Source organism: Acidocella aminolytica 101 = DSM 11237 (genome assembly GCF_900129125.1).
GTDB lineage: Bacteria > Pseudomonadota > Alphaproteobacteria > Acetobacterales > Acetobacteraceae > Acidocella > Acidocella aminolytica.
Genome location: NZ_FQVJ01000011.1, coordinates 1 through 25,537, shown reverse-complemented (window position 1 = coordinate 25,537; position 25,537 = coordinate 1). Strand labels below are relative to the sequence as shown.

At 63.2% G+C, this 25,537-nt stretch carries 23 protein-coding genes and 1 other RNA gene; 3 read left to right on the top strand and 21 right to left on the bottom strand.

What is annotated here, in order from left to right; all coding sequences use genetic code 11:
• Window positions 1–4: 4 nt before the first annotated feature.
• The 19 genes from ftsA to BUB54_RS07605 all read right to left on the bottom strand — a co-directional run bounded on the left by ftsA (window position 5) and on the right by BUB54_RS07605 (window position 19,780).
• The gene (gene ftsA, locus BUB54_RS07695; protein ID WP_048877655.1) at window positions 5–1,315 is read right to left on the bottom strand and encodes a cell division protein FtsA; all 1,311 of its coding nucleotides are present in this window, start codon (window positions 1,313–1,315) and stop codon (window positions 5–7) included.
• A complete protein-coding gene (locus tag BUB54_RS07690; protein WP_048877654.1) occupies window positions 1,312–2,319 on the bottom strand; it encodes a cell division protein FtsQ/DivIB in 1,008 nt (335 codons plus the stop codon). Before BUB54_RS07690 ends, ftsA begins: the two co-directional genes overlap by 4 nt.
• On the bottom strand, window positions 2,307–3,209 hold the full coding sequence (locus tag BUB54_RS07685) for a D-alanine--D-alanine ligase (protein ID WP_175556483.1): 903 nt from the start codon (window positions 3,207–3,209) through the stop codon (window positions 2,307–2,309). The genes BUB54_RS07690 and BUB54_RS07685 overlap by 13 nt, the downstream gene beginning before the upstream one ends.
• Window positions 3,209–4,102, bottom strand: a complete 894-nt coding sequence (gene murB, locus BUB54_RS07680; RefSeq protein WP_048877685.1) for a UDP-N-acetylmuramate dehydrogenase — start codon at window positions 4,100–4,102, stop codon at window positions 3,209–3,211. The genes BUB54_RS07685 and murB overlap by 1 nt, the downstream gene beginning before the upstream one ends.
• A complete protein-coding gene (murC, locus tag BUB54_RS07675) occupies window positions 4,099–5,535 on the bottom strand; it encodes a UDP-N-acetylmuramate--L-alanine ligase (protein WP_048877652.1) in 1,437 nt (478 codons plus the stop codon). Before murC ends, murB begins: the two co-directional genes overlap by 4 nt.
• Complete coding sequence (gene murG, locus BUB54_RS07670; protein WP_048877651.1) at window positions 5,532–6,638, bottom strand: undecaprenyldiphospho-muramoylpentapeptide beta-N-acetylglucosaminyltransferase; 1,107 nt, start codon at window positions 6,636–6,638, stop codon at window positions 5,532–5,534. The genes murC and murG overlap by 4 nt, the downstream gene beginning before the upstream one ends.
• Window positions 6,635–7,750 carry an FtsW/RodA/SpoVE family cell cycle protein gene (locus BUB54_RS07665; protein ID WP_048877650.1) on the bottom strand — a complete coding sequence of 372 codons (1,116 nt, stop codon included), beginning with the start codon at window positions 7,748–7,750 and terminating at the stop codon, window positions 6,635–6,637. The genes murG and BUB54_RS07665 overlap by 4 nt, the downstream gene beginning before the upstream one ends.
• On the bottom strand, window positions 7,750–9,039 hold the full coding sequence (murD, locus tag BUB54_RS07660; RefSeq protein WP_048877649.1) for a UDP-N-acetylmuramoyl-L-alanine--D-glutamate ligase: 1,290 nt from the start codon (window positions 9,037–9,039) through the stop codon (window positions 7,750–7,752). Before murD ends, BUB54_RS07665 begins: the two co-directional genes overlap by 1 nt.
• A complete protein-coding gene (gene mraY, locus BUB54_RS07655) occupies window positions 9,036–10,124 on the bottom strand; it encodes a phospho-N-acetylmuramoyl-pentapeptide-transferase (RefSeq protein WP_048877648.1) in 1,089 nt (362 codons plus the stop codon). Before mraY ends, murD begins: the two co-directional genes overlap by 4 nt.
• Complete coding sequence (locus BUB54_RS07650; RefSeq protein ID WP_048877647.1) at window positions 10,124–11,458, bottom strand: UDP-N-acetylmuramoyl-tripeptide--D-alanyl-D-alanine ligase; 1,335 nt, start codon at window positions 11,456–11,458, stop codon at window positions 10,124–10,126. Before BUB54_RS07650 ends, mraY begins: the two co-directional genes overlap by 1 nt.
• Window positions 11,455–12,837 carry a UDP-N-acetylmuramoyl-L-alanyl-D-glutamate--2,6-diaminopimelate ligase gene (locus BUB54_RS07645; protein ID WP_048877646.1) on the bottom strand — a complete coding sequence of 461 codons (1,383 nt, stop codon included), beginning with the start codon at window positions 12,835–12,837 and terminating at the stop codon, window positions 11,455–11,457. The genes BUB54_RS07650 and BUB54_RS07645 overlap by 4 nt, the downstream gene beginning before the upstream one ends.
• On the bottom strand, window positions 12,824–14,791 hold the full coding sequence (locus tag BUB54_RS07640; protein ID WP_052948294.1) for a peptidoglycan D,D-transpeptidase FtsI family protein: 1,968 nt from the start codon (window positions 14,789–14,791) through the stop codon (window positions 12,824–12,826). The genes BUB54_RS07645 and BUB54_RS07640 overlap by 14 nt, the downstream gene beginning before the upstream one ends.
• Window positions 14,792–14,868: 77 nt before the next feature.
• Complete coding sequence (ftsL, locus tag BUB54_RS07635) at window positions 14,869–15,687, bottom strand: cell division protein FtsL (protein ID WP_073211449.1); 819 nt, start codon at window positions 15,685–15,687, stop codon at window positions 14,869–14,871.
• Window positions 15,684–16,619, bottom strand: a complete 936-nt coding sequence (rsmH, locus tag BUB54_RS07630) for a 16S rRNA (cytosine(1402)-N(4))-methyltransferase RsmH (RefSeq protein ID WP_048879585.1) — start codon at window positions 16,617–16,619, stop codon at window positions 15,684–15,686. The genes ftsL and rsmH overlap by 4 nt, the downstream gene beginning before the upstream one ends.
• Window positions 16,616–17,077, bottom strand: coding sequence for a division/cell wall cluster transcriptional repressor MraZ (locus BUB54_RS07625; protein ID WP_139284832.1), 462 nt, complete (start codon window positions 17,075–17,077; stop codon window positions 16,616–16,618). Before BUB54_RS07625 ends, rsmH begins: the two co-directional genes overlap by 4 nt.
• Before the next feature lie 192 nt (window positions 17,078–17,269).
• Window positions 17,270–17,657: RNase P RNA component class A (gene rnpB / locus BUB54_RS07620), an RNA gene on the bottom strand.
• A gap of 13 nt (window positions 17,658–17,670) precedes the next feature.
• Window positions 17,671–18,351, bottom strand: coding sequence for an N-acetylmuramoyl-L-alanine amidase (locus BUB54_RS07615; protein ID WP_048879583.1), 681 nt, complete (start codon window positions 18,349–18,351; stop codon window positions 17,671–17,673).
• Window positions 18,352–18,353: 2 nt separating this feature from the next.
• Window positions 18,354–18,992, bottom strand: a complete 639-nt coding sequence (locus BUB54_RS07610) for a LysE family translocator (protein WP_048879582.1) — start codon at window positions 18,990–18,992, stop codon at window positions 18,354–18,356.
• Between the two features lie 8 nt (window positions 18,993–19,000).
• Window positions 19,001–19,780 carry a TerB family tellurite resistance protein gene (locus BUB54_RS07605; protein ID WP_048879581.1) on the bottom strand — a complete coding sequence of 260 codons (780 nt, stop codon included), beginning with the start codon at window positions 19,778–19,780 and terminating at the stop codon, window positions 19,001–19,003.
• Between the two features lie 121 nt (window positions 19,781–19,901).
• Between BUB54_RS07605 and BUB54_RS07600 the strand changes: the two genes are divergently transcribed.
• Window positions 19,902–22,727 carry an AsmA family protein gene (locus BUB54_RS07600; protein WP_048879580.1) on the top strand — a complete coding sequence of 942 codons (2,826 nt, stop codon included), beginning with the start codon at window positions 19,902–19,904 and terminating at the stop codon, window positions 22,725–22,727.
• A gap of 56 nt (window positions 22,728–22,783) precedes the next feature.
• Here the strand turns inward: BUB54_RS07600 and BUB54_RS07595 are convergent, their stop codons facing one another.
• Window positions 22,784–23,110: an FYDLN acid domain-containing protein gene (locus BUB54_RS07595; RefSeq protein WP_048879579.1), complete on the bottom strand. Its 327-nt coding sequence runs from the start codon at window positions 23,108–23,110 to the stop codon at window positions 22,784–22,786.
• Between the two features lie 100 nt (window positions 23,111–23,210).
• On the opposite strand from BUB54_RS07595, the gene aroA reads away from it, so the two are divergent.
• A complete protein-coding gene (gene aroA / locus BUB54_RS07590; protein WP_048879587.1) occupies window positions 23,211–24,545 on the top strand; it encodes a 3-phosphoshikimate 1-carboxyvinyltransferase in 1,335 nt (444 codons plus the stop codon).
• Window positions 24,542–25,168: a (d)CMP kinase gene (gene cmk / locus BUB54_RS07585; RefSeq protein WP_048879578.1), complete on the top strand. Its 627-nt coding sequence runs from the start codon at window positions 24,542–24,544 to the stop codon at window positions 25,166–25,168. Before aroA ends, cmk begins: the two co-directional genes overlap by 4 nt.
• A gap of 99 nt (window positions 25,169–25,267) precedes the next feature.
• Here the strand turns inward: cmk and BUB54_RS07580 are convergent.
• Window positions 25,268–25,537, bottom strand: a 270-nt coding sequence (locus tag BUB54_RS07580; RefSeq protein ID WP_175556480.1) for a transposase, incomplete at its 5' end; no start/stop codon positions are given.

Below are 25,537 nucleotides of genomic sequence, written 5' to 3'. Positions count from 1 at the left end.
CATGTCAAACACGATTTTTAAGAAAATCCACAAGACGGCCAAACCAACCGCTTTGTCGTTCCGATTCAAAATCGATATCCTGCATCACCTGCCCATCGCCCGAGGCAAATGCCAACAAGCCGGTCAATGTTGCGAAGTTGGGCGTTGCGGCTGAATCCGGCAGCCCAATCACCCCCGCCGGGCGTCCCAACCGCACTGGGCGTTCCAGAATTTGCGAGGCAAGATCACGCACACCGCCAAGCTGCGAAGCGCCGCCGGTCAACACCACGCGCCCATTTCCCGCACGCCCAAGCCCCGCTGTTTCCAGCCGGTCCTTGACCATTTCAAAAATTTCCTCAGCGCGCGGCTTGATGCAGGAGATCAGATGCGAGCGCGGCACCTGCGCAATCTGGTGTTCCGCCTCCCCTACCGAAGGCACCGGCAGCAACTCGCGCGAATCGTCCGGCGAAGCGTGGCAACTTCCATAAAGTGCCTTCAATCGCTCCGCATGTGCAATCGGCGTTGAAAGCCCCATCGCAATATCAGTGGTCACATGATTGCCTCCTACCGGAAGCTGCGCCGTATGCACCACCTGGCCTTCGTAAAACACCGCCATGGAGGTTGTACCGCCACCCATATCAATCACCGTGGCGCCCAGCTCACGCTCATCGCCCACCAGCGCAGCTAACCCCGCCGCATAAGGTGCCGACACCAGCGCCGCAATGTCCAGCTCACAACGCGACAAGCAAGCCGCCAGCGTACGCAGCGCCGTGCTGCTGCCATCCACCACATGCAGTTGCGCCGTCAAGGTATCGCAGAACAGCCCGCGCGGATCAGTCACGCCCGGCGTTTCATCGGCGGAAAAGTTCAACGGCAGCGCATGAATCGTCACCCGCCCTTCCGTGCTGGCCCGCAGCCGCGCCTCACGCACCACGCGCCGAATATCATCGCTGCTCACAGCCCGCCCATCCACCGGCCATTGCACATTGAACAAGCGCGATTCAGGCTGCCCGCAGGAGAGATTTACATACACGGATTTCAGCCGCATATCCGCCATATCTTCCGCCGCGCCCACAGCAGCGCGAATGGCCCGCTCCGCATCATCCAAATCCACAATCCCGCCAGATTTAATACCCCGGCTGCGCTGCCAGCCAAAACCAAGCGCGCGCAACCGGCCATCAGACTCCGCACGGCCGATCAAACAAGCAATCTTGGTTGTGCCGATATCCAGCACACCGAAGGGGCCGGATTTCACATTTCGGCCGCGCAGCGTTTCCTCTGGCGCTGGCCTCAGACCGCTATCAATAACGGGGGAACGACGCGTGATGCTGTTCATTGTCCCTCCTGCCGTTTCACGGGCGCTTTTCCAGGCGGCGGCGGGGGCGGCGGCAAGGTGTACGGCAACACCACCAAACGCCCTGGCTGACGCAGATCAATCGCTTCCACTGGTCTGTCGAGCAGTTGCATAGAGGCTTGCAGTTTGGTGAGTTGTGCCAGAGCCGCCGCCTCGTCGCCATCCGGCAGTTTCACCACCGTATGATTCTTCAAAATCAGATTCCAGCGCAGCCCATCCACCCGTTCCGCCGCCGCCACATGCGCATAAACGCTGGGTTGGGCTTTTAGCTCTGGAATCAGCGTGCTGGCCTGCTGGGGCGCATCAGCGCCTGAGAGTAACAACAGCGAAGGCTGACGCCGCTTCGCCGCCGCAGCATTCTGGTCCGCGATAACGTCGCCATTTTTGTCGATCAGCTGAAAAATCGGCTGGCCATTCTGAATGGTCTGCCAAATGGCATAAACATCGCGCTCGGTGATATCCACCACCAGCGTGCCCGGCAAAATCCGTTCAACAGTAGCATCCCGCACCGGTCCCAGCGCATCCACGCGCTGCTGAATCCGGGCGAGCGACATACCAAAGGTCGGGTCCCCCGCTTTCACATCCACCGCCGCGGACAAAGCCCGCGGATCAATCGTCGCGGCGCCATGAATCTCGATATGATGGATCCGAAACCCAATCGCGGCCAGCGCCTCGGCCAACAGGCCAGGCTGCTCTACCGGCGCCGGGGCGGGTGGCGCGGCGGCCAGCATCGCATCAGCGGGCGGCGCCGGGTGGGGTTTGGCGCCGGGCAAGGTGCGCACCAGTTCCGCCCCCACTACCAACACGGCCGTCGCGCCCAGAATCCAAAGTCCTGGCTTCAAGCTGCGCTTTACCCGGCGCAGAAACAAGGTGCGCTGGCTCAGCCGGTCCTGCGGCGGCGGGGCTTTCTTGCCACGTGCGCTGCTTCGGCCGCGTTGGCGCGGCGGTGCTTTAACGGGGCGCTCCAATGTTTCTACGCGCGGCATGCAGCCCTCTCCACCATCCAGGCGCAGAGTGCGGGGAAATCCATCCCCTCCAGCGCCGCCTGCTCAGGCAGTAGTGAGGTCGCGGTCATGCCGGGCTGGGTATTCACCTCCAGCAAAATCAGCCGCCCGGTTTCCTCGTCATAGCGTAAATCCGCGCGCGATGCCCCACGGCATCCCAGCGCCCTATGCGCCGCCACCGCAATCTCCTTCGCGGACGCGGCAACATTGTCCGGCACATTCGCGGGCAGCTCATGGCGCGAGCCCCCAACGGCATATTTCGCGTGATAATCGTAGAATTTTTCCGCCGGCATAATTTCCGTCACGGTCAGTGCATGGTCTTCCAGCACCCCTACGGTCAGCTCGCGGCCCGGAATATATTGCTCCACCATCGCCTGCCCAAACTGCCAGTTCGCGGCAATCTCGGCACGATGGTTATCGCCTTCCTTGACGATCGACACACCAACCGAAGACCCTTCATTCACTGGCTTCACCACATAAGGGGGCGGCATCGGGTCCTGTTCGGCTAACTCGGCAATGTCGATGATCTTATGCGGCGCTACCGGCAACCCGGCCGCCGCGAACACCGCCTTCGCCGCCCCTTTATCCATCGCCACCGCCGAAGCGCGCACACCAGAATGTGTGTAGGGCAGACCAAGATAATCCAGAATCCCTTGGATCGTGCCATCCTCGCCAAACCGCCCATGCAACGCATTGAACACGGCATCCGGGCGCGGGGTCAGCGCCGCCAGTAACGCACCCAGATCCTCGCTTACCACAATCTCGGTGACTTCATATCCGGCCTGCCGTAGCGCCCCGGCCACCTGCTTGCCGGAATTCAGCGACACGTCCCGTTCGGACGACATACCGCCCATCAACACCGCTACACGCATCACGCCGGCACTCCAATCCGTTTAATTTCCCAGCGCAGCTTCACGCCGGATTTATCTTCCACACGGCGGCGCACTTCCTCACCCAGCCCCTCCAGTTCAGCCGCCGAGGCACCGCCCAAATTCAGCAGGAAATTACAATGTAAATCCGAAATTTGCGCCTTACCGATGGTCAGTCCCCGGCACCCTGCCGCATCCACCAACTCCCAAGCTTTCTGCCCATCTGGGTTGGCAAAGGTTGAGCCCCCGGTACGGGCGCGGACCGGCTGTGTGGCTTCGCGCTTGGCTTTAATCTCACCCATCCGCGTGGCAATCAGCACGGCATCCCCTGGCTGGGCGCGCATACGGGCGCGCACCACCACCGCATCCGCGGGCAGATTTGAATGACGGTAAGACAGTCCCAACTCCTGCACTGAAAGCCGCCGCAGAGCGCCGCCACGGATCACAATCTCTACCCAGTCCAGCACGCCTGCCATGTCACCGCCATAAGCCCCGGCGTTCATCGCCACCGCGCCGCCAATGGTGCCAGGAATCCCCGAAAGAAATTCCAACCCCGTCAGCCCTGCCGCCGCCGCATGTTCTGAAACCGTGACATCCAGAGCCGCTGCCCCGGCAATAACCCCGTCCGCCTCAATCTCAACATCGCCAAACCCGCGCGCGAGCTTAATCACCACGCCATTAATGCCGCCATCGCGCACAATCAGGTTGGATGCCGCGCCAATCACCGTCAGCGGCATTTCTAGCGGCAGATTACGCAGAAACTCGCACAGATCCTCAACATCCGCCGGGCGCAGCAAAAACTCCGCCGGGCCGCCGACACGAAACCATGTCATCGGCGCCAAGGGTTCATGCTCTTTCAAACGCCCGCGCGGGGCCGGGATCGTGCTGGCTGTCATCGCCGCGCCCCCGCCGCCCGTGCCTGGGTCTGCAAATCCGCCAGTTGCTGGGGCAATGCCGCCGCCCATTGCGTAATATTCCCTGCCCCCAGGCACACCACATAATCCCCATACCGGGCCATGGCATGCACCATCTCGGGCAAATGCGCGGGATCAGCCATCGACACCACGGAGCGGTGCCCGCGCGCGCGCAGCCCTTCAACCAGTGCGTCCTTGTCCACGCCTTCAATCGGCTGCTCGCCCGCCGGATACACATCCGCGACAATCACCGTCCCGGCATCATTCATGCAGGCACAGAACTCCTCGAACAATGTCTGCAAACGGGAATAACGGTGCGGCTGCACAACGGCGATCACATCCCGCGCCCCGGCCTGCCGCGCGGCCTTCAGCACCGCTGCGATCTCCACCGGATGATGCCCGTAATCATCGATCACGGTAATCCCGCCCGCCTCGCCGGTCTTGGTGAAGCGCCGCTTCACCCCTGCAAAGTTCGCCAGAGACGCCTTGATATGGGGCTCGCCGATTTCCATTTCCAGCGCCACTGTAATGGCCGCCAGCGCGTTCTGGACGTTATGATTCCCCAGCATCGGCAGCTTAAACGGCCCCATCCGCCGCGCCCGGCCGGTGATGCGGTCAGAGATCCGCACCTCAAAAGTCGCCCCCTCCTTGGAGGAAATAATCCGCTCCGCGCGTACATCCGCCTGCGGCGAAAACCCGTAGGTAATCACACGATGATCCGAGAGGTCCGGGATCAACTGCTGTACGGCGGGATGGTCGATGCAAAGCACCGCGAAGCCATAAAACGGAATATTGGCGACAAATTGCCGATACCCCGCCTCCATCGCCTCCTTGCTGCCCCAATGGTCCAGATGTTCCGGGTCCATATTCGTCACAATCGTGATCACCGCCGGCAAACGCAGGAACGAGCCATCCGACTCATCAGCTTCCACCACCATCCAATCGCCGGAGCCCAAACGGGTGTTGGAGCCATACGCATTGATGATGCCGCCATTGATCACGGTCGGATCAAACCCCGCACCCTCCAGCACCGCCGCCACCAGCGAGGTTGTGGTCGTCTTGCCATGCGTGCCACCAATCGCCACGGCCCATTTCAGGCGCATCAGCTCGGCCAACATTTCCGCGCGCCGCACCACCGGAATCAATTTGGCGCGTGCCGCCAACACTTCCGGGTTGTCCTTGGGCACGGCGGTGGAAATCACCACCACCTGCGCGGCGCCCAGATGTTTCCCATCATGCCCTACCGCCACGGGAATCCCAGCCGCGCGCAAGCGATGCACATTGGCGTTTTCCGAAAGGTCTGACCCCTGCACCCGATAACCCAGCTCATGCAGCACTTCCGCGATCCCGGACATGCCGATCCCGCCAATGCCCACAAAATGTATCGGCCCGATGGAAAGCGGCAGCGCCCTCATGCTTTCGCCCTTTCCTGCACGATATCCGCCAGCCTCGCCGCCGCCTGGGGCTGCCCCAGCTGTGCCGCCATCGCCGCCACCTTCGTCAAACGTTCAGGATTCATCAAAAAAGTCTCGATCTCTTTCGCCAAATTTTCAGGTGTGAGCCCTGCCTGGTCCAACCGCAACGCGCCGCCATGGACCGCCAGCGCATCGGCATTCGCGCGCTGGTGGTCGTCTATGGCGTTGGGCAAGGGAATGAAAATCGCCGGGCGCCCCGCCACCGCAATCTCCGCCACCGAGGACGCCCCCGCCCGCGCGACCACAAGATGCGCTCGCTTCAACAACCCCGCCATATCCTTGAAAAACGGCGAAAGCTCGGCTTTGAGTCCTGCCTCATCCAGCAAGCGCCGCGCGCCTTCAACATCATCCGCGCGGCATTGCTGCGTCACACGCAAATGCTGGCGCAACGCTTCCGGCAACAACGCCAAAGCCTGCGGCACCAGCGTTGAAAACACCTTCGCCCCCAACGAGCCGCCAATAATCAGCAGTTCAATCTCCTGCTCCGGCGCCGCGTATCCCTGGCCATAAAGTGCCGCAATCGCCGGGCGGACCGGGTTACCCACCGCCACGGTTTCAATCCCGGCAGACACACGCTGCGTCTCAGCAAAATTCAACGCCAACAGATTAGCAAAGAGACTCAAAAACCGGTTGGCCCGCCCCAGCACGCCATTCTGCTCATGCAGCACCACGAACGGCTTTGCCCCCACCAAACTCGCGGCAGCCAGAACCGGCGGCACGGACGGATACCCGCCAAACGCCACCACCGCCCTCGGCTTCAGCCGGCGCAAAATCCCCCGCGCCTGCACCACACCCCGCGCCAGCGCCAAAGCCCCTTTGGCGGCGCGCGAAACCCCGCGCCCGGCCAAACCCGCGCCCGCCACCACATGTTTTTCCGTCTGCGCGAAAACCGGCGACGCCAGCCCACCGGAGCGCGCATCCGTCAGCAGCACCACCCTCTCGCCACGCGTCAGCAATTCCGCCGCCAACGCCTCAGCCGGGAAAAAATGCCCGCCCGTGCCCCCCGCCGCAATCACGATGGGCCTATACACCCCCACCGTCATTGCAAATCTCCCGCATGTCGTTTTCGGGTCAGGGCCAGCAAAAATCCCATCTGGATGGACGTGCCCAGCACGGCACTCCCTCCGTAGGAAATAAACGGCAAGGTCATGCCCTTGGTGGGGATCAACGAAAGCGACGACGCCATATTGATGAACGCCTGCAACCCGAACCCGGCGATCAACCCGCCCGCAGCCAGCACCACAAACAAATTCGGCTCCGCCAGCAGCCGCACCAGCGCGCGCAGCACCACCGCCGCGAATACCGCGATGATAAAGGCGCAGAAAAACAGCCCAAACTCCTCACCTGCCACGGCGAACACAAAGTCCGCGCGCGCATCGGGCAAAAACCGCTTCACCTGCCCCTCACCCGGCCCCAGCCCGAATATGCCGCCATTGCCAAACGCCATCAGAGCCGTCTGGGCCTGGCTGCCCTTGGGGGGATGAATGAACATCATCACACGCGTGTGGACATGGGTGATGAAAAAGAACGCGTAAATGCCAGCCAGCACCACCAGCCCCGCCCCCACGGCCACCCATTTCATCTCCAGCCCATCGAGATAAAACTGCGTGAACACCACCATGGTGAACAAAAAGGTCATGCCGATGTCCGGCTGCATCCTCAGCAGCGCTATGGTGGCCAGAAACACGCACAACGCCGCGCGCTTGCCCGGAAACCCCGGCGTGCGCCGCGCCTCGGCAATGCACCAGGCCACCACGATAATAAAGGCCGGTCGCAAAAACTCCGAAGGCTGAATGGTAAAGCCTGGCAAGGAGATCCAGCGTTTCGCGCCATCCACCTCGGTACCGTGCATCAGCGTAAAGGCAGTGAGCAGGTAGAACACAATCCCCATGCCCAGCGCCGCCAGCTTCACCTGCCGCAGAGAGAGCATGGAGAGTCCCAGCATGATCAGCCCGCCCGTCACCAGAAAGACGATCTGCTTGATCATCGCCAGCATACGCGGGTCTGTCAGATGAGCCGAAAGCCCCGGCGAGGCCGCCAGCGCCAGCACGTACCCAATGCCAATCAGCACCGCCAACGCCATCAGCGCCACGCGGTCCACGCTCCACCACCAGCGCCCCAGAACGGACGTATCAGCGCGTGAGAGCGGCGGCATCACTGCCCTCCTTTCGCTAAGGCCACGAAGCGTTCGCCCCGCACCTCAAAATTCGGAAATTGGTCGAAACTCGCCGCCGCCGGGGAAAACAGCACCACGCCTCCGCCTGCCTTAGCCGCCATGAACGCGGCGGGCACCGCCTGCTCCAACGTGCCGACATATTCATTCGCCACCCCGGCCTCGTGCAACCGCCTGGCGAACGCCGCGCCATCCTGGCCGATCAGAAACGCCTTCTCGATACGTGGAAAATACGGCGCCAGCTCCTCAATCCCGCCGGCCTTGGCCACCCCGCCCGCAATCCAGACAAAGCGTCCATACACCCCCATGGCCCGGCTGGCGGCGTCGGCATTGGTGGCCTTGCTGTCATTCACAAACCGCACCCCCTCGCGCGCGGCAACTTCCTGCGCGCGGTGCGCCAGACCCGGAAAACTCTTAATTCCCGCCGCAATCGTGGCTTCATCCACGCCCAGCGCGCGGGCCATGGCAGCGGCAGCCAAGGCGTTTTGGGCATTATGCGTGCCGCGCAGCGCCCTCGCCCCGGTCTCATGCCCAACGCCTGAAATCTCCACCAGCTTCGCCGGGCGCGTCCGCAGCCAGGCGGCCATCTGGCGGGAAGGCTCGTCATCCATCCCGATCACCGCCGTGCAGCTTTCATCCTGGCGCGCGAAAATCTCCCGCTTCGCGGCCCCGTAACCGTCCATGTCACCATGCCGGTCCAGGTGGTCGGACGAAAGATTCAGCATAACCGCTGCATCGAAGCGCAAGCTTACGAGTCTCTCCAACATATAACTGGACATTTCGAGCACATAGACGCCGTTATCAGGCAACACCGGCAAAGAGAGCGCCGCCGGGCCAAGATTAGCGCCCGCCGCATTGGGAATCCTCGCCAGTGTCAGAATATGCGCCAGCAAAGCCGTGGTGGTGGATTTGCCGTTGGTGCCGGTAATTCCGGCAAACCGCGCCCTGGAGCCCAACGCCCGCACCGCTTGGTAGAGCATCTCGGCATCCGTGAGAATCGCAATCCCCTGCGCGCGTGCCCAGGCGGCTTCCTGATGCGGCTTCGGCAAAATATGCGGAATCCCGGGCGAGAGCAGCAGTGCGTCGAATCGGCGGCCCGATTCGCTCGGGCGGCCCAGCGCAAATCCTTCAGCGGCGGCGGCATCGCGGCTGGTCTCGCCATCATCCCACAGCAGCAGTTCCGCCCCCCAATCGCGCAAACGCCGGGCAGCGGGTAACCCGGCCCGGCCCAGCCCGACAATGGCAAATCTTTTTCCTGCGAACGGGCTCATCTGATCTTCAAGGTAGCAAGCCCCACCAGTCCCAAAATCATGGAAATGATCCAGAACCGGATCACGATGGTTGGCTCCGCCCAGCCTTTCTTCTCGAAATGATGATGCAGCGGCGCCATCAGAAACACGCGCTGCCCAGTGCGCTTGAACCAGAATACCTGCACGATGACGGAGATCGTCTCCACCACGAACAGCCCGCCGACAATCGCCAGCACAATCTCATTCTTGGTCGCCACCGCCACCGCCCCCAGCGCCCCGCCGAGGGAGAGCGAGCCGGTATCGCCCATGAATACCGCCGCAGGCGGCGCGTTGAACCACAGGAACCCCATCCCCGCCCCAATCAGCGCGGCGAGAAACACGGTTAGCTCCCCCACGCCCGGCACGAAGTGAATTTCCAGATAGCCCGCGAAAATACGGTTGCCGACCAGATACGCGATCAACCCGAACACGGCGGCGGCAATCATGGTCGGCACGGTGGCCAGACCATCCAGCCCATCGGTGAAATTCACCGCATTGGCCGAACCCATCATCACCAGCAGGCCGAAAATGGGGAACATAAAGCCCAGCGGAATCAGAAAATTCTTCACAAACGGCACCGCCACGCCATCCGCAATGCCCGGCGGCATCAGATGCGTCATCCACAAGGCCGCCACCAGCCCAATCGCCGCCTCGCCCAACAGCCTAATACGCCCCGGCACGCCCTTGGTGTTGCGCTTGGTAAGCTTCAAGAAGTCATCCGCGAAGCCAATGCCGCCATAGCCGAACGTCACCATCAGCGTCGCCCACACATAGCCATTGGACAAATCCGCCCAAAGCAGGGTGGAAGCCCCCAACGCCAGCAGAATTAACGTTCCGCCCATGGTGGGCGTGCCTTTTTTCTCGATTAGATGCCGCTCCGGCCCGTCAGAGCGGATCGGCTGGCCATGGCGCTGCATGGCGCGCAGCTTGCGAATCAGCTTCGGCCCGACCCAGAAGCTGATAATCAACGCCGTCAGACACGCCCCCCCCGCCCGGAACGTAATGTACCGGAACAGGTTGAACGCATGAATATACCCGGCAAGCGGGAGCAGGAACCAGTAAAACATCAGCCGGGGCTTTCCAGGGCAGAAATCACGTCGCGCATACGGCTGCCGAGGCTGCCTTTCACCAACACCGCATCGCCATCCCGCAATGCGGCCTGGACCATGGGTGCCAATGTCACCGCGTCCGGCGCATGCGCGCCCTGAATGGCGCGGGGCAACGAGTCGAACAAAGCCCCGCAATGCGGCCCGGCGGTAAAAACAATATCCGCCGCATCACGCAAACCCGGCGCCAGAGCCAGGTGCTCCACTTGGGCATGTTCGCCCAGTTCCAGCATATCGCCCAGCACCGCCACATGCCGCCCAGGCTGCAGCTTTAACACCGAAAACGCCGCCCGCATGGACGCCCCGGAGGCGTTATAGCTTTCATCCAGCAGTAAAATCTGCCCGCCACCCGGCAGCGCCAGCATCCGCCGCGCCCCGCGCCCCGCATAAGGCGCGAAACCAGAGAGCGCATCAGCGGCCTTTTCCACATCGAGCCCCAAAGCAGCGGCGGTGGTCAGCACGGCAAGCGCGTTGCTGGCCATGTGCCGCCCCGGCGCAGCAAGCCGGAAACAAACCTTCCGGCCCAAAATCTCCGCCGCGACCTCGGCATTTTCCGGCCCGCTCAGCACGTCCAGCAACCGCGCCTCGGGGCCGTTGAACAACAGCGCGCAATGGCCCGCGGGCACCGCCTCACGTAGCACCTGCACATAGGCCGTATCGCCCGGCAACACCGCCTTGCCCGCCGGGGCCAGCGCGGCATAGATGCTGGCTTTCTCCTTGGCGATGGCCAGTTCTGAGCCCATCAGCCCCAAATGCGCCCGGTCCACGCAGGTCACAATCGCCACATCAGGCCGCACCAACGCCGCCAGCGGCGCAATCTCACCCGGATGGTTCATGCCGATCTCGAAAATGCCGAACTCTGTTTCCTGGGGCATCCGCGCCAGGGTCAGCGGCACGCCGATATGGTTGTTAAAACTCGCCTCCGCCGCATGGACCTTGCCAAAAGCCGAGAGCGTGCGCCTCAACATCTCCTTCACCGTGGTCTTACCCACCGAGCCGGTCACCGCCACTGCCTTCGCGCCAGACCGTACCCGCGCCGCCTGGCCCAACGTTTCCAATGCCTTCAGAACATCCGGCACCATAATCGCCTGTCCCGACACAGGGCGGGACACCAACGCCGCCGCCGCACCCTTGGCGAACGCCTCAGCCACAAACTCATGCCCATCCCGGGCGCCGGAGAGCGCGACGAATAAATCCCCCGCTTTCAGCGTCCGCGTATCGATGGAAATGCCGGACACATCCCACCCCGCCCCGAACAAGACCTTCAGTTCGTCAGCGGTCCAGAGCCCGCTCATGGAGCCCCTCCCAACTCACGGATCACCAAAGCATCGTCAAACGGGATCACCTCGCCTTTCACGATCTGCCCCTGCTCATGCCCCTTGCCGGCCACCACCAGCACATCGCCCTCACGCAAGCCGTCCAAAGCGGCGGCAATGGCGGCGCGGCGGTCGGCAATTTCCACCGCGCCCGGGCAAGCGGTCAGAATGGCCCGACGGATCGGCGCCGGGTCCTCGCTGCGGGGGTTATCATCAGTTATAATAACCACGTCCGCGCCTATCATGGCGGCCTCACCCATCAGCGGGCGTTTGCCCGGGTCGCGGTCCCCGCCCGCGCCAAACACAATATGCAGCCGCCCGGTGGCATGCGGACGCAGCGCCGCCAGCACACGAGCAATGGCATCTGGCGTATGGGCATAATCAACATAAGCTGCGGCGCCGTTGGGCAGCACCAAGGCGCGCTCCAGCCGTCCGCGCACACCGGCTAGGTGCGGCAGGTACGCAAGCGCGTCACTTACCCCCGCCGCCTCGGCCAGACTGGCCGCCAGTGCCGCGTTATCCGCCTGGAAACGCCCTGGCAGATGCAGTTCCACCGCTTTTCCATTCACCTGCACAAGCTGGCCATCCGGGCGCGGCTTCACCCGGTCCACGCTCACAAGTTCAAAACTCTGCTCACACGCAGCGGCTCGTTCCCGTAACTGAGACAAAATCTCCGGCGCCAAATCCGCCATCACTCGCGCCGCGCCGCCGCGTTTCAGCAGTGCCGTGAACAGACGAAGCTTGGCGGCGCCGTACGCGTCCATCGAGCCATGATAATCAAGATGGTCCCGGGTCAGATTGGTAAACCCGGCGGCGCAGAAGCGAAGCCCATCCAGCCGATGCTGGTCGAGCCCGTGGCTGGACGCCTCCATCGCCACGTCATTCACACCTTCACGCGCCAGCCCGGTCAAGGTTTTCGCCAAGGTCACAGGGTCCGGCGTGGTCAGGCTGCCCGAGGGGTCATGCCCCGGCGCGATCACCCCCAACGTGCCAACAGACGCCGCCTTGCGCCCGGCCAGCGTGAAGATCTGCCGCAGGAAGTCCACCGTGCTGGTTTTACCGTTGGTGCCGGTCACGGCCACCAAGCGCTCAGGCAAAGCGCCGTAAAATTCCACCGCGAGTTCGGCCAGCTTGGCGCGCGGGTCAGGGGCAGTGATCAAACGGCGCGGCGGCACACCTGGCGGCCAGGCGGTGCCTTCCGGCGCCAGCACGGCAATAGCGCCTTTGGCCACGGCCTCGGCAATAAAATTGCGCCCGTCAACCTTTACCCCCGGCAAAGCCGCAAAGAGGTAGCCTGACCGCACCGCGCGGCTATCGGCTGTTATACCCACAACCCCTTGCATCTCAACCTTGCTCATCCCCCGTGTCCCGTTCGGTCATGTGACTGCCCATCATTGGTGAAACCGGTGCCAGAACTTTCTCGTGCCTTGTCTTGTGCGCCTTTACGTCGGCCGGACGGGCGGAAGCCCCTTCCGGCCCGCGCGCATCAGCAGCGGCCTGGGGCGGCTTTTTGCCCATCAGCTCATAAGCAAAGGCGTTCGCCCCTGGCGGCAGCGGATCGTTGGGGCCCAGCGCGCGCTGCCCTGGCGGCGGCGAGGGGTTCAACGGCACGCTCAGCGAGGCATCCAGCTTCGCCAACTCGTCCCCTGTGGAGGGCACAATCCCGAGCATCGGCCCCATCCGGGCGATAATCCTTGAGACCGTGGGCGCCGCGATATAGCCGCCGGTGGTGAAGCCATGCGTGGTGGCATCCGGCTTAGGCTGCATCACCAGCACATAAACCAAATATTGCGGATCCTGCATCGGGAACGCCGCCATGAAGGAGGCATTGTTCGTATGCCGCAGATAACGGCCATTCGGCCCCACCACCTGCGCCGTACCGGTTTTGCCGCCCACCACATAGCCCGGCACCGCCGCATATTCGCCGGTGCCGAACAGCACCACATTGGTCATCATCTTGCGCATGATCTCCGATGTGGATTGCTTCATGATCCGCACGCCCTGCGGCTGTGGGCCGTTCGCGTCCACTTTCAGCAGCGTCGCATGGTAGCGCAGGCCGCCATTCACAATCGGGATGGTGGCGGTGACCAACTGCAAGGGCGAAATCGCGATGCCGGCGCCGAAGGACACCGTCATCGTCGCAGCCAGCCCCCAATTACTTTTGGAGGGAAACAACGGCAGCGGCGGGCCGGGGAGCTGCACATCAAGCGGCTTGAAAAACCCCTGTTTCTCGTACCAAGCCTGCTCAATCTTGGGCCCTAAGATGGTGGCAATCCGCGACGCGCCGATATTGGAGGACACGTTGAGAATCTCCGGCACCGCCATCCAGCGGTGCGCGGGCTCGAAATCGGTAATGTAGAAATGCCCTACGCGCAGCGGGTGAGTGGTGTCGAAATAATCCCACCAATGCACTATGCCACTATCCAGCGCCATCGAAATGGTTTGCAGCTTGAACACCGAGCCCGGCTCATAAAGCCCGCTCACGCATCGGTTGAATTGCGCGTTATGGCTGGCGTCACGGTAATCATTCACGTCGTAATCCGGCAGGCTGACCATCGCCAGCACCTCACCAGTTTTCACGTTCATGACGATGGCGCAGGCCCCTGGCGCTTGAAACTCCTTCACCGCCGAGGCCAGTTCGTTATGCACGATGCTCTGAATTCCGGCATCGATGGAAAGCTGCAAGGGCTGCGTATCGGTGGTGAGGCGCTTATTGAAATATTTCTCGACCCCGGCCAGTCCGGTTGAATCGATGTTCACCCCGCCCAGAATATGCGCAGCGAGGTCACCGTCCGGGTAGTGGCGTTCTTCCCGATCCTCGAAATACACGCCCGGAATCCCGAGCGAGTTCACCGCTAGCTCCTCCTGCGGGGTAAGGCGGCGGTCAAGATACACGAACTCCCGGCGCTTCTCCACGGGCACGCCCGCCCCCAGAACATGGGCAATCCAGGCTTCATTCGCGCCCGGCAGCACATTCACCAGCAGCGCCGCCGCCGCCCGCGGGTCCGGCACCTGGCGCGGATTGGCATAGAGCGAGGCCCCGGGCAGGGACACAGCCAGGATGGTGCCGTTACGGTCCACGATATCAGCCCGCGAAGGCGGCGGGGGCATCACGCTGAACTTGGGCATAAGCGCCGCAATCTGCGCTTGGCTTGGATAAATCGGCGAAATCACCGTCGCCCAGATCAGCTTGAGCGCCACAAGGCTGTAAAGGCCGATGAACAGAAGCGCAGCCATCACAATCCGCCCGCGCGCACGCTCCAACGCCCCGCGCTGGTTCAGGTCGGAGCCGGTTACCCGCACCTGTTCCATGTTTGGCGCTGCATCACCACGACCAGCAGCCCCCTTCCGTCGGGAAGGAGGCTGGCCGTCTGGCCGGAAATTTAAAGTCAATTTTGGCTCCCGGTCTGCGCCATTCCCAGGAGAGAACCGCCGCCGAGGGGCAAATCAGGCTGCGGCGGGGGCGCCGGGCGGGGCGGGGCGGGCATTGTGGCTGTGGCACGCACCCGCACCACCCGCGCGCCCAAAGGCTGGGTGGGGCGATGCGGCACCGACGCCACCGCGCGGGCCTGCGCCACATGCGGCGTCACATAGATCACTGAAGCCGCCTGCACCTGATGCGGCGCGGGCGGCGGCGGCACCGGCAGATGGCGCGGCGCGGCGTTGAGGCTGGCCAGCCGTTCAACCTCATGATGCGGCACTGGCGGGGGCGGCGGGCTGATTGGCGGCATTGGCAGCACGGCGGCAGGAGCATCGTTGTCGGCCACTTGCTCCGGCGCGGCGGGTTGGGCCGCATTCGTTCCAGCCTGCGCGGCGCTGGCCAGATGCCCGCGCACCTCAATCGCCGGACCAGCCGGGCCGGAAGCACCGGGCATGGCGGGCACCATATCCTCAGGATTGCTGAACGGCGCCGGACTGCCAGGCGCGGGCAAGCTGTTGGCCAAAGAGGCCAACGTGACAAGCTGGCCAGGCTTCATCGGCTGCAGGCCGGTGAATTGCGAGGCTAGCTGGGCAATGCGGGAAGGGTCAGCCTCCAACGCCCATTGCGCCTTCAGCACGCGGATCGACTGCTCATCATGACGGCTGGATTCAGCCAGCTGCTCCAACCGGTTTTCCAGCGTACGGCTGTTATGTTTGACCACGAACAGATACGCGCCCGAAAGAGCGAACAAAAGACCTGTTAGGAAGGTAAAGGGACGCACGATCATGCCGCCAGCCTTTCCATGGCGCGCAGCTTGGCGCTGCGGGCACGCGGATTGGCCCGCGTTTCCGCTTCACCGGGCAGCACCGGGCTTTTGGTCACCAGTCTGAATTGCGGCAGCGCCACCGGCTTCAGCCCAGCCGGGTCGTGACGGGAGGCGGCAGGCACACGCCCGGCGCAAGCTGCGAAGAAATGCTTCACGATCCTGTCCTCCAGCGAATGAAAACTGACCACCACAAGCCGCCCGCCCGGCCGCAGCAAAGCCGCCGCCTGTTCCAAAGCCGCTTCGATATCCGCCAGCTCCTCGTTCACGGCGATCCGCAGGGCCTGAAAGCTCCTGGTCGCCGGATCGATGCCAGATTTATCCGGTCTTACAACGCTCCGTATCACGCTGGCCAAATCCGCCGTTGTCACAAATTTATGGACACCGCGCCGCTCAACGATCGCTTTTGCGACCCGCCGCGCAGCTTTTTCGTCTCCATATTTATACAAAATATCAGCCAGCTCAGATTCGGCACAAAAATTAACGATTGCCGCGGCGTCGCGCCCATCACGGCCCATTCGCATATCCAAAGGCCCATCCTGGCGGAATGAGAAACCGCGCGCTGGATCATCAATCTGGTATGAGGACAACCCAAGATCGAACACCGCGCCGTCCAACCCCACAGCCTCACGGTCCGCCAGAAGCTCTGAAATTTCGCTGATTCTGCCAAGCACAACCTCAAACCGGCCGGGATATTCGGCCTTCATTTTCTCGCCCCTGGCCACGGCTTCCGGGTCACGGTCAATGGCATAGAGGCGACAATCCGCGCGCTCCAAAATGGCGCGGGAATAGCCGCCGCCACCAAACGTGCCGTCCAGATACACCCCGCCATCGGCCGGTTGCAGGGCTGTCACTGCTTCCTCCAGCAGCACGGAAATATGTGAATATTCCGTCATACTGCCGCTCCGAAGCTAAGTTTGGGCGCCATGGCGCGAGACGCCACGCGGAAGGCCTTGCCCGCCTCCGGCTCCCAGATCAGGAAATGATCGCCGCGCCCCATGAAGAACACCGCGTTGGAGAGATTGGCGAAATCCGCGAGATAGCCGGTGATCAGGATACGCCCCTGCCCGTCCAGCTCCACCTCCTCGGCATCGGAATAGACCTGGGTTTGCAGCCCCACCTGCTCACGGCTCATTTCGGGCATTGCATCCACCTTGGCCTGGAAACGTTCATAATTCGGCAACGGCCACGCCTCGACACAGCCTTCGATGAAAGAGGGACGCAGGATCAGCGTCATATCCGCATGGTCTTTCCAGGCAGCACGAAACGACGCCGGGACAGATACCCTTCCCTTCGCATCGCGTTTGTTTTCGTAGCTGCCAAAGAACTGCTTCATCGCCTCGGGCCGTGACACCTCATCTCTGCTCCACGCTCTACCACTTCATGGGAAAGCATGGGTTATTAACCCACTACCATGCCCCCCAGCCACCGGCAAGGAGAATCGCCCCCTCCCGCGTCCCGAAAACGCCAGCATCCGCGCTGATTTTCGTGGATTCTTTGTCATCCGTTCCTGCTCTGTCTCGTGTTCACGACAAAGCAGGAATAATGATCCAGACGGCCTGTAAGCCGGGTTCTGTCCACACCCGCGAGGGGCGCTGGACGGCCATTCCTCTGGGACGGGTGTCGCCACCCGCCTCAAGCAACCAACCCGGGCGGCAAGCCGGAAACCGCTTCGCGCCCCTGCGTTGCCGCAGGACGCTGGCCACCCCTATTCGGTTTTGCTCCCGGTGGGGTTTTCCTTGCCCTTTCCGTTACCGGAAAAGCGGTGCGCTCTTACCGCACCCTTTCACCCTTACCACGGCAAGCCGTGGCGGTTTGCTTTCTGTGGCACTTTCCCTGGGGTCGCCCCCGCCGGCCGTTAGCCGACACCGTATTTCCGTGGAGCCCGGACTTTCCTCCAGCGGTTACCCGCCGGCGGCCGTCCAACCGTCTGGATCGGCGCGGTGCCTAAGGCCGATTACCCTGCCCGTCAACAAGCCGCCGCAGCGCCGCAGCGCGCCCGCCCGTAGGCTCGTCAGCCAAACCGCTGAGATGATTGGGAAGAAAATGACGCTGAAAAGCCAAGATGACATCTTTTTCAGGCAAACCTATATCGTAGCCGATCGCGGCCAGATCCGCCCGCAGATCGCCCGGCGGGTCAGACGCCTCCGTCCATACCCCCACGCCATGCTCCGCCAGCCACGCCCAGCCGAACAGTTCGCCAGGGTCCTGCTTACGGTTGGGGGCTATGTCTGAGTGCGCCACCACATTGCGCGGGGCGATGCTATGGCGGGCGATAATGCCCTGGGCAAGTGCGCGCGCCGCCTGCATCTGCGCCGCCGGAAACGGTCTGTACCCCCATTCATGGCCGGGATTCACAATCTCGATGCCCACTGAGGCATCATTGAGCATCCGCTGGCCGCGCCAATAAGAAATCCCGGCATGCCAAGCCCGTTTGGCCTCCGGCACAAGATTGTAAACCGTGCCGTCCTCATCCACCACATAATGCGCCGAGACCTTCGCGCGCGGGGATTTCAGCAGCGTGATCGCCGAATGCGCCGTGGGCATACCGGTGTAATGCATCACCAGCACGGAGACCGGACCATCCCGCTCGTCGAAATTCGGCGAGGGGTCAAAGATCATGTCCATGCTCACAAAGCCGGGCGGCGCGTGAATAAAAGTCCCAGTCCGAGACCGATCATCAGCCCGCCCGCTGCTTGCCGCAGCCTTGCCACCGCCCCGTCATGGCGCAGCAGCCCGCGCTTCAGCCAAGCCGCCGCCAACGCGATCAACCCGTCGGAAACCGTGTAGATCAGCACCGTCATCACCCCAAGCGCCAGAAATTGCAGCGCCACCCATCCGGCGGCGGAGTTAATAAATTGTGGCAGAAAGGCGAGAAAAAACGCCGCTGTCTTAGGGTTGAGCGCGGAAACGGCCATTCCCTCCCGCCAAACGCGGCGCAGGCTGGTTTTGGACGCCGTCGTGCTGAGCATCGAAGAGGCATCCGCGCGGGCTTTCAAAATCGTGCCTAGACCAAGCCAGACTAGATAAACCGCCCCGGCCAACTTCAAAACCACGAATAGCCGCGCGCTGGCCAGCACCAGTGCAGAAAGCCCCGCCGCGCCCATGAGAACCTGAAGCAGCCCGCCCGTACCTGTGCCAAGGCTGGAGGCCACCCCCGCCGGCGCGCCACCGGCCAGGCTGCGGCTGACCACAAAAGTCATGCCCGGCCCTGGCAACAGCGCCAGCATTACCGAAGCCGCGAAAAACACACCCAGATGGTGAAACATGGCCCCGCCTAAATGCCCCGCTCACGCTTGATGGCATCGTAAGCGGCGTTGATCCGCGCGACTTTCTCAGAGGCCGCCTTCACCACCGCCGGGGCGGCGCCACGTGCCGCCACGCTGTCCGGGTGGTTTTCACGCATGAGCTGCTTCCAGCGTATCCTGATTTCCTCCACACTGGACTGGGCTTTCACGCCCAGCACCAGATATGGGTCCTCAGACGGGCGCTGGGGTGGCGGCACGCCCTGCCCCGCCCGGCGCGCCGCCGCGTCGTTCAGCCCGAAGCCGAACGCCACGCGGGAGAGAAAATCCGCTTCTGCGGCATTCACCGGCCCATCCGCCCGGGCGATCTGGTACAGCCCGGCCAAAACCTGCTCCAGCACTGTTTTGTCATCGGAAAAAGCTTGGCCGATCTGTGTGGCGTAGCTTTCGAACCCGGTCGGGCTTTCGCGCGCGCTGTCGAACAGCCGCGCCACCTCGGCCATATTGCCGGGCGGAATAGCGAAGCTGCGCTTGAACGCGTCAATCTCCGTCCGGCTCACCGGCCCATCGCACTTGCATAGTTTTGCAGCCAAAACGGTAACGCCCACGGCAAAAATCTGGTCCCGCCGCCCGAGCATGGAGGCGACTTTCAGCGGGTCAAACGGCATGGCCCGCCCGGCAAAGCCGGAAGCAAAGCCATGCAGCTTACCTTCATCCGCGGCATGGCCCAAGGCCGCGCCAAACAGCGCACCGAAAGGCCCACCCATGGCAAAACCCGCCATGCCGCCAATAAACTTGCCCCAATAACTCATGTTTTCTGCCTATCACAGCGGCACCCTTGAACCCAACAACACAATAGGACATTGACCTTAGAAGGATTTAGCGGGCGCATGCTCTCCATTTGATGAACAATAAACGGATTAGCGGTTTCAGGTGATACGTAAACACCTTTTCTGGGCTGTGCCGCTGGTGCTTGTGCTGGCGGTGCTGGCGGCCTTGCTGGCCCTGCCCTCTTTTGTGGCCGCGCCCGCGCACCGCGCGGCGGTGGAAGCCTTTGCCTCCCGCCTAACTGGTCGCGAGGTGCATATCAGCGGCAAGCTCTCTTTGTCTTACTGGCCGCAGCCGGAAATCATCGCCACGGGCATCACCATCACCGGGCCGGACCATGAGACCATCACCGCCAAGGCTTTGTCGCTGGACCTTGCCCTGGCGCCGCTGTTGCACGGTCAGCTTGCCGTGCGCACGCTGGACCTTAACACCCCTTCAATCTCCTTCCCATGGCCCATGCCGGGCGGCATCAGCGCCGTTGCCCCGCCGCCCTGGCTGGCGGCTTTGCACGCCCATATCAATAACGGGCTGGTGCGCTTTGGCACCGTGGATTTCACCGGCGTCAACGCGGACCTGTTCACCGGCGCCTATGGCAGCGTCAGCGTCTCCGGCGATGGCAAGCTGGCCGGGCATAAAATAACGCTCGGCCTCTCGGTGGGGGAAACCGCCGATGACGGCTCGGCGCAACTTTCCATACACACGGCGCTGGACGGCGCCAAGGCGGACCTTTCCGGTACTCTGGATTCGCGCAGCCTGCTGGATGGGCTGCTCAAACTGCAATTACCCGGCGGCATTACAGGTACCGCGCAGATTCAGGCGGACGCAAACAGCATCACCGCCCCCACCCTCAATTTCGCCCTGGGCCAGGGACGGCTGGACGGCAATGCCAAGCTCACCTTCGCCCCCCTGGGCTTCAACGCCAACCTTACCGGGCACGGCCTGAATTTCAGCCATTTCAACGGGGCGGAAACCATCTGGCCGCGCGCTTTGCCCACTCGCATCCAGTTGAATGCGGACCAGCTGATGCTGGCGGGCAAGCCGTTTCCGGCCTTGCAGGCCACGCTTGAGACAGGGCCCAAAGGCACTTCCATCAACGGGCTGAACATAGCCCTGTATGGCGGCGCCAGCCTGGGCGGGACACTCAAGCTGACGCCGGAGGATGGACTTTCCGGCCATCTCAGCCTCGCCGCACCGGATTTGAACGCCCTGGCCGCAGGGCTGGGCTTGCCCGCTGAAAGCGCCTGGCGCGCCGCCTTCCTGCAAGCCGATCTCGGTGGCAGCCGCGACTCGCCGGTGCTGAAATCCATCACCGGCACGCTCGGCGCCGACCATGTGAACGGTCAGTTGCGCCTTTCCGGCAACCACGCCGCCTTCCAGCTTGGGTTCGATCATCTAGACCTGACACCCTTGGCCACCTGGCTGGGCCAGAAGCCGCTGGCGGGCCTTCTGACCGTGGATGGCGAACTGACCGCCGCCCATGCCGAGGCTGGCCCCGTGAAACTCAGTAATCTGTTCGTGGATGCCGCGCTGGATGGCACACTGAACATCCGCCGCGCCACGGCGGATCTTTATGGCGGCATCGCCGGTGGCAGCGTCACACTGGACAAGGACTTCAAAGTCACTTCCGCCCACGCGTTTCTGGACCTGCCCTCCGCCGCGCCCCTGGCGGCCCTGTTGCCCGCCGGCATAAAGCTGCCGCCGGACCTGCTGAAGCCGCATTTCAGCCTAGTGATGGCCGCCGCCGGGCCGCCAACCGCCCTGACCGCGAGCGCCGTGGCGCGGCTGGGTCATTTCACATTCACCGCCGCACCAGTCATCAATCTGGTTCAACAAAGCGCCCGCGGCGCGGTCTCTTTGCGCCACCCCAACACCATTGAGGCCCTGCAATTACTCGGGGTGGAGAAAGGCTGCTCACGCATGGCGCCGCTGCCGGGCTACCCGTTCCAGGGCGTCAAGCTGCCCTGCATCGCCGAGGCTGATACCCCCGCCCTCGCCTTTCCCGGCCCTGGAGCACTGTCCTTGCGCGCGCGCTTTACCTACACGCCGGACCAGTACGGGCTGAATGATTTTGTACTCAGCGCCGGGTTGTTGAATGCCTCCGGCCAGTTCATGGTTCATAAAGGCCGCCTGAGCGGGCAGATAAATGCCGGAACCCTAGCCTTGCCCTCCTTGCCCGCCAATCTGCAAATGCCGGACAGCTTGCCGGTTTCCGGCAGCGTGGCCCTCTCGGCCGACCATGTGCTGTATGCGGGTACACAGATTTTTGGCCCCGCCGCGGGTATTTTGAGCCTAGCGCCGGATCAGGCCAGCTTCAAACTCACCCAGGCCAGTATCGGCAATGGCAATCTCACCGGCAGTATGTCATTGAAATTCTCCGCCAAGGCTCCGCCCGCTTTAAGCGCCAAATTCCTGGCCGAAGGGGTAGATGCCAGCAAGCTGAATCTGCCGCAGAGCTTTCCGCTCACCCTCTCCAGCGGCCAGATTAGCGCCACCGCCAGCCTTACCGCCTCCGGCTATACCGCCAAGGCCTGGGAGGCGACCCTGGGCGGCAGCGCCACCATCACCGCCAGCAACGGCACGCTGAACGGGTTGTCTCTGCCCGGCATCGTTACGGCGCTGGGCGAGGCCAAGCACATGCCGTTCAGCAAGCTGCTCACCAGCGGGGCCACGCCCTTCACCACGCTGACACTGGCGGGCAATTTCGCGCAGGGTAATTGCAGCCTGACCCAGGCGCAGCTCACCGCCCCCTCCGGCAGCGTCACCGCCAAGGGCGGCATTGATTTGTTCGACGCCACGCTGGCCCTGCGGCTGGATGCCAAGCCCAACGTGAAACCACCGCTCACCCTCACCACACGGCTGATCGGCGCTTGGGCCAAGCCCAACCGCAGCAGCGATTCCAGCGCCGCCTACGACTGGAAGCCCGCCCCATGAAAAAACCCCTCCGGCCGGGCCGGAGGGGTTTTTTATAACGTCACGCGCCGGGCGGCTTAGCGCTCGTCGTCATTGCTTTCGGTCTTTACGTCAATATCGGCGTCGATCACGTCGGAATCATCGTCCAGATCGTCGGAATCCTCCAGGATATCCTCATCGTCACTATCATCGGGCACTTCCACATCCACGTCATCGGAATCATGCGCGGGCTTGACGGTCTTCTTCTGCTCTTCCGGCAGAGGTGCGGCGCGCTTCAGGCGCGGCTGCTCAATCGGCTGCTCGGTTCCGCATTTCGGGCATACGGCGGGTTCCTTGCCGAGATCAAAGAAGCGCGCGCCGCAGGAGACGCAGGTGTGTTTTTCGCCTAATTCGGGTTTTGCCATGTCAAACCTCGGGTGGTGGGGCCGTATTTAATCAAGGGCGGCGCGATGCCACGCCATTGCTTCTATGTCAAACGGCTTCAGCCATGCTAAGCGCGCGCGCATGGATCAGCATTCTCCCCGCCCCCATCTCTCCCGCCGCCCCGTCAAAGGGCTTTCCGGCCGTCTCAGCGTGCCGGGCGACAAATCTATCAGCCATCGCGCCTTGATGTTTGGCGCACTCGCCGTCGGCCAGACCCGCATTTCCGGTCTGCTGGAAGGCGAGGACGTGCTGCGCACCGCCGCCGCCATGCGGGCGCTGGGCGCTGAAATTTCCCGCGATGGCGCGGACTGGCTGGTGTGCGGCCGTGGAATCGGCGGGCTGGTTGAACCGGCAGACGTGCTGGACATGGGCAATTCCGGTACCGCCGCGCGGCTGCTGGCCGGTATTCTCGCCACCCACCCGTTTTATGCGGTGATGACCGGCGATGCCTCGCTGCGCAAACGCCCCATGGGCCGAGTGGTGGACCCACTTTCCGCCAGCGGCGCGCAATTTTTCGCCCGTGCGGGCAACCGCCTGCCGCTGACGATTCTCGGCGCGCGCGACCCGCTGCCGCTGTTCTATCGTCTACCTGTGGCGTCCGCGCAGGTGAAATCCGCCGTGCTGCTCGCTGGGCTCAACGCGCCGGGCTACACGGAGGTTGAAGAACCCGAGCCCACCCGTGACCATTCGGAAAACATGCTCCGCCATTTCGGCGCGGAAGTCACCGTGACGCAGGCTGGGGCAGGCCGCCATATCCGCCTCAAGGGCCAGCCTGAGCTGCGCGCCGCCGACGTGGACGTGCCGGGCGACCCCTCCTCCGCCGCCTTCCCCGTGGCCGCCGCCCTGCTGGTGCCGGGCAGTGAAGTCACCATCGCCAATGTCGGGCTGAACCCTCTGCGCACCGGGCTGTTCCAGACCCTGCGCGAGATGGGCGCGCGGCTGGACGTGCCCAACCAGCGCACCGAGGGCGGTGAGAAGCTGGGAGATATGACCGTCACCTACTCAGAGCTGCGCGCCGTGGACGTGCCGCCAGAGCGCGCCCCCAGCATGATCGACGAATACCCGATTCTCGCCGTGCTCTGCGCCACGGCACGTGGCACCTCCCGCCTGCGCGGCCTTTCTGAGCTGCGGGTGAAGGAATCAGACCGTCTCGCGGCCACCGCCGCGCTGCTGCGCGTGAATGGGGTAGAGGTGGAGGTTGATGGCGATGACCTGATCATACACGGCACCGGCACCATTCCCGGCGGCGGGCTGGTGGAGACGCACATGGACCACCGCCTTGCCATGTCCGCCCTGGTGCTGGGGCAAGCCGCCTCAGAGCCTGTGCGGATCGACGATGCCAGCTTTATCGACACCTCCTTCCCCGGCTTTCTCAAGCTGATGCGCGGGCTGGGAGCGGAGATGGCGGCCTCATGATCATCATCGCCATTGATGGCCCGGCCGCCGCAGGCAAGGGAACACTCGCCAAGCGCCTCGCCAAGACGCTGAAGCTGCCTTACCTGGACACCGGGCTGCTCTATCGCGCCACTGCCAAGCGCGTGCTGGAGTCAGGCGGCGATCCCACGGACCCGCTGGCCGCCACCGCCGCCGCCTGGGAACTGAGCGAGACGGACACCGCGCGGAAGGACCTGCGGGATGCCTCGACCTCCATGGCCGCCAGCCAAGTCGCCTCTATCCCCGCCGTGCGGGAGGCACTGCTCGCTTATCAACGCTCTTATGGTAGCGCCAATGGCGCGATTCTAGATGGGCGGGATATCGGCACGGTGATTTTTCCGCAGGCCGACGTTAAATTATTCGTCACCGCCAGCGTGGAAGCCCGTGCCAAGCGCCGCCAACTAGAGCTGGACGGCAAAGGTCAGCACTTGACCCTGGCGGAGGTGATTGCCGATGTCGCGGCGCGTGACGAGGCCGATCGCACCCGCGCCACCGCCCCGCTGATCCCGGCCGAGGACGCAATCCTGATCGACACCACCAACCTCAACGCGGACGAGGCTTTTGCCCACGCGCTGGCGATTGTGAAAGAAAAAGCCGCCCTGTGAGGCGGCTCAGACTGGTGACAAACCCCGTCATTTTTGGCGGGGTTTTGTTTTATTTATTGTTTGGCTTGTAATTGTTCTGTTTGTGAGGGGTTTTCCCTCTCAGGCCGGGCTTGGCGTTGGTGCTTTGGTGAGTGCCATGGCGATTTTTTTGATATTTTGTGCGGTGGCGGCGAGCAGGCATTGGCAGGTGACGCCGGTTAAGCCTCGGAAGCGTGCGTAGCGGTGTCCGAGGAGTTGGTTGGCATCGGCGAAGGACCGCTCGACCGTCTCTTTTCGTCGTTTATAGATGGCCTTGCCCCATGAGGTGAGGCGGTTGGCGTCGGTCCGCTCGCGGGCCTCGCGCCAGACATGGCGGGTGATGCTGCGCTC

Bases quoted from the DNA above. Each gene is read 5' to 3' on its own strand.
- ftsL (WP_073211449.1), bottom strand. From the start codon at position 15,687: ATGATCGTGCGTCCCTTTACCTTCCTAACAGGTCTTTTGTTCGCTCTT.
- BUB54_RS07595 (WP_048879579.1), bottom strand. From the start codon at position 23,110: ATGGCAAAACCCGAATTAGGCGAAAAACACACCTGCGTCTCCTGCGGC.
- BUB54_RS07650 (WP_048877647.1), bottom strand. From the start codon at position 11,458: ATGAGCGGGCTCTGGACCGCTGACGAACTGAAGGTCTTGTTCGGGGCG.
- BUB54_RS07605 (WP_048879581.1), bottom strand. From the start codon at position 19,780: ATGAGTTATTGGGGCAAGTTTATTGGCGGCATGGCGGGTTTTGCCATG.
- cmk (WP_048879578.1), top strand. From the start codon at position 24,542: ATGATCATCATCGCCATTGATGGCCCGGCCGCCGCAGGCAAGGGAACA.
- rsmH (WP_048879585.1), bottom strand. From the start codon at position 16,619: ATGACGGAATATTCACATATTTCCGTGCTGCTGGAGGAAGCAGTGACA.
- BUB54_RS07665 (WP_048877650.1), bottom strand. From the start codon at position 7,750: ATGCCGCCGCTCTCACGCGCTGATACGTCCGTTCTGGGGCGCTGGTGG.
- BUB54_RS07685 (WP_175556483.1), bottom strand. From the start codon at position 3,209: ATGCGTGTAGCGGTGTTGATGGGCGGTATGTCGTCCGAACGGGACGTG.
- murD (WP_048877649.1), bottom strand. From the start codon at position 9,039: ATGAGCCCGTTCGCAGGAAAAAGATTTGCCATTGTCGGGCTGGGCCGG.
- murC (WP_048877652.1), bottom strand. From the start codon at position 5,535: ATGAGGGCGCTGCCGCTTTCCATCGGGCCGATACATTTTGTGGGCATT.
- murG (WP_048877651.1), bottom strand. From the start codon at position 6,638: ATGACGGTGGGGGTGTATAGGCCCATCGTGATTGCGGCGGGGGGCACG.
- BUB54_RS07645 (WP_048877646.1), bottom strand. From the start codon at position 12,837: ATGAGCAAGGTTGAGATGCAAGGGGTTGTGGGTATAACAGCCGATAGC.
- aroA (WP_048879587.1), top strand. From the start codon at position 23,211: ATGGATCAGCATTCTCCCCGCCCCCATCTCTCCCGCCGCCCCGTCAAA.
- BUB54_RS07615 (WP_048879583.1), bottom strand. From the start codon at position 18,351: ATGGACATGATCTTTGACCCCTCGCCGAATTTCGACGAGCGGGATGGT.
- ftsA (WP_048877655.1), bottom strand. From the start codon at position 1,315: ATGAACAGCATCACGCGTCGTTCCCCCGTTATTGATAGCGGTCTGAGG.
- BUB54_RS07640 (WP_052948294.1), bottom strand. From the start codon at position 14,791: ATGGAACAGGTGCGGGTAACCGGCTCCGACCTGAACCAGCGCGGGGCG.
- BUB54_RS07690 (WP_048877654.1), bottom strand. From the start codon at position 2,319: ATGCCGCGCGTAGAAACATTGGAGCGCCCCGTTAAAGCACCGCCGCGC.
- murB (WP_048877685.1), bottom strand. From the start codon at position 4,102: ATGACAGCCAGCACGATCCCGGCCCCGCGCGGGCGTTTGAAAGAGCAT.
- BUB54_RS07610 (WP_048879582.1), bottom strand. From the start codon at position 18,992: ATGTTTCACCATCTGGGTGTGTTTTTCGCGGCTTCGGTAATGCTGGCG.
- mraY (WP_048877648.1), bottom strand. From the start codon at position 10,124: ATGTTTTACTGGTTCCTGCTCCCGCTTGCCGGGTATATTCATGCGTTC.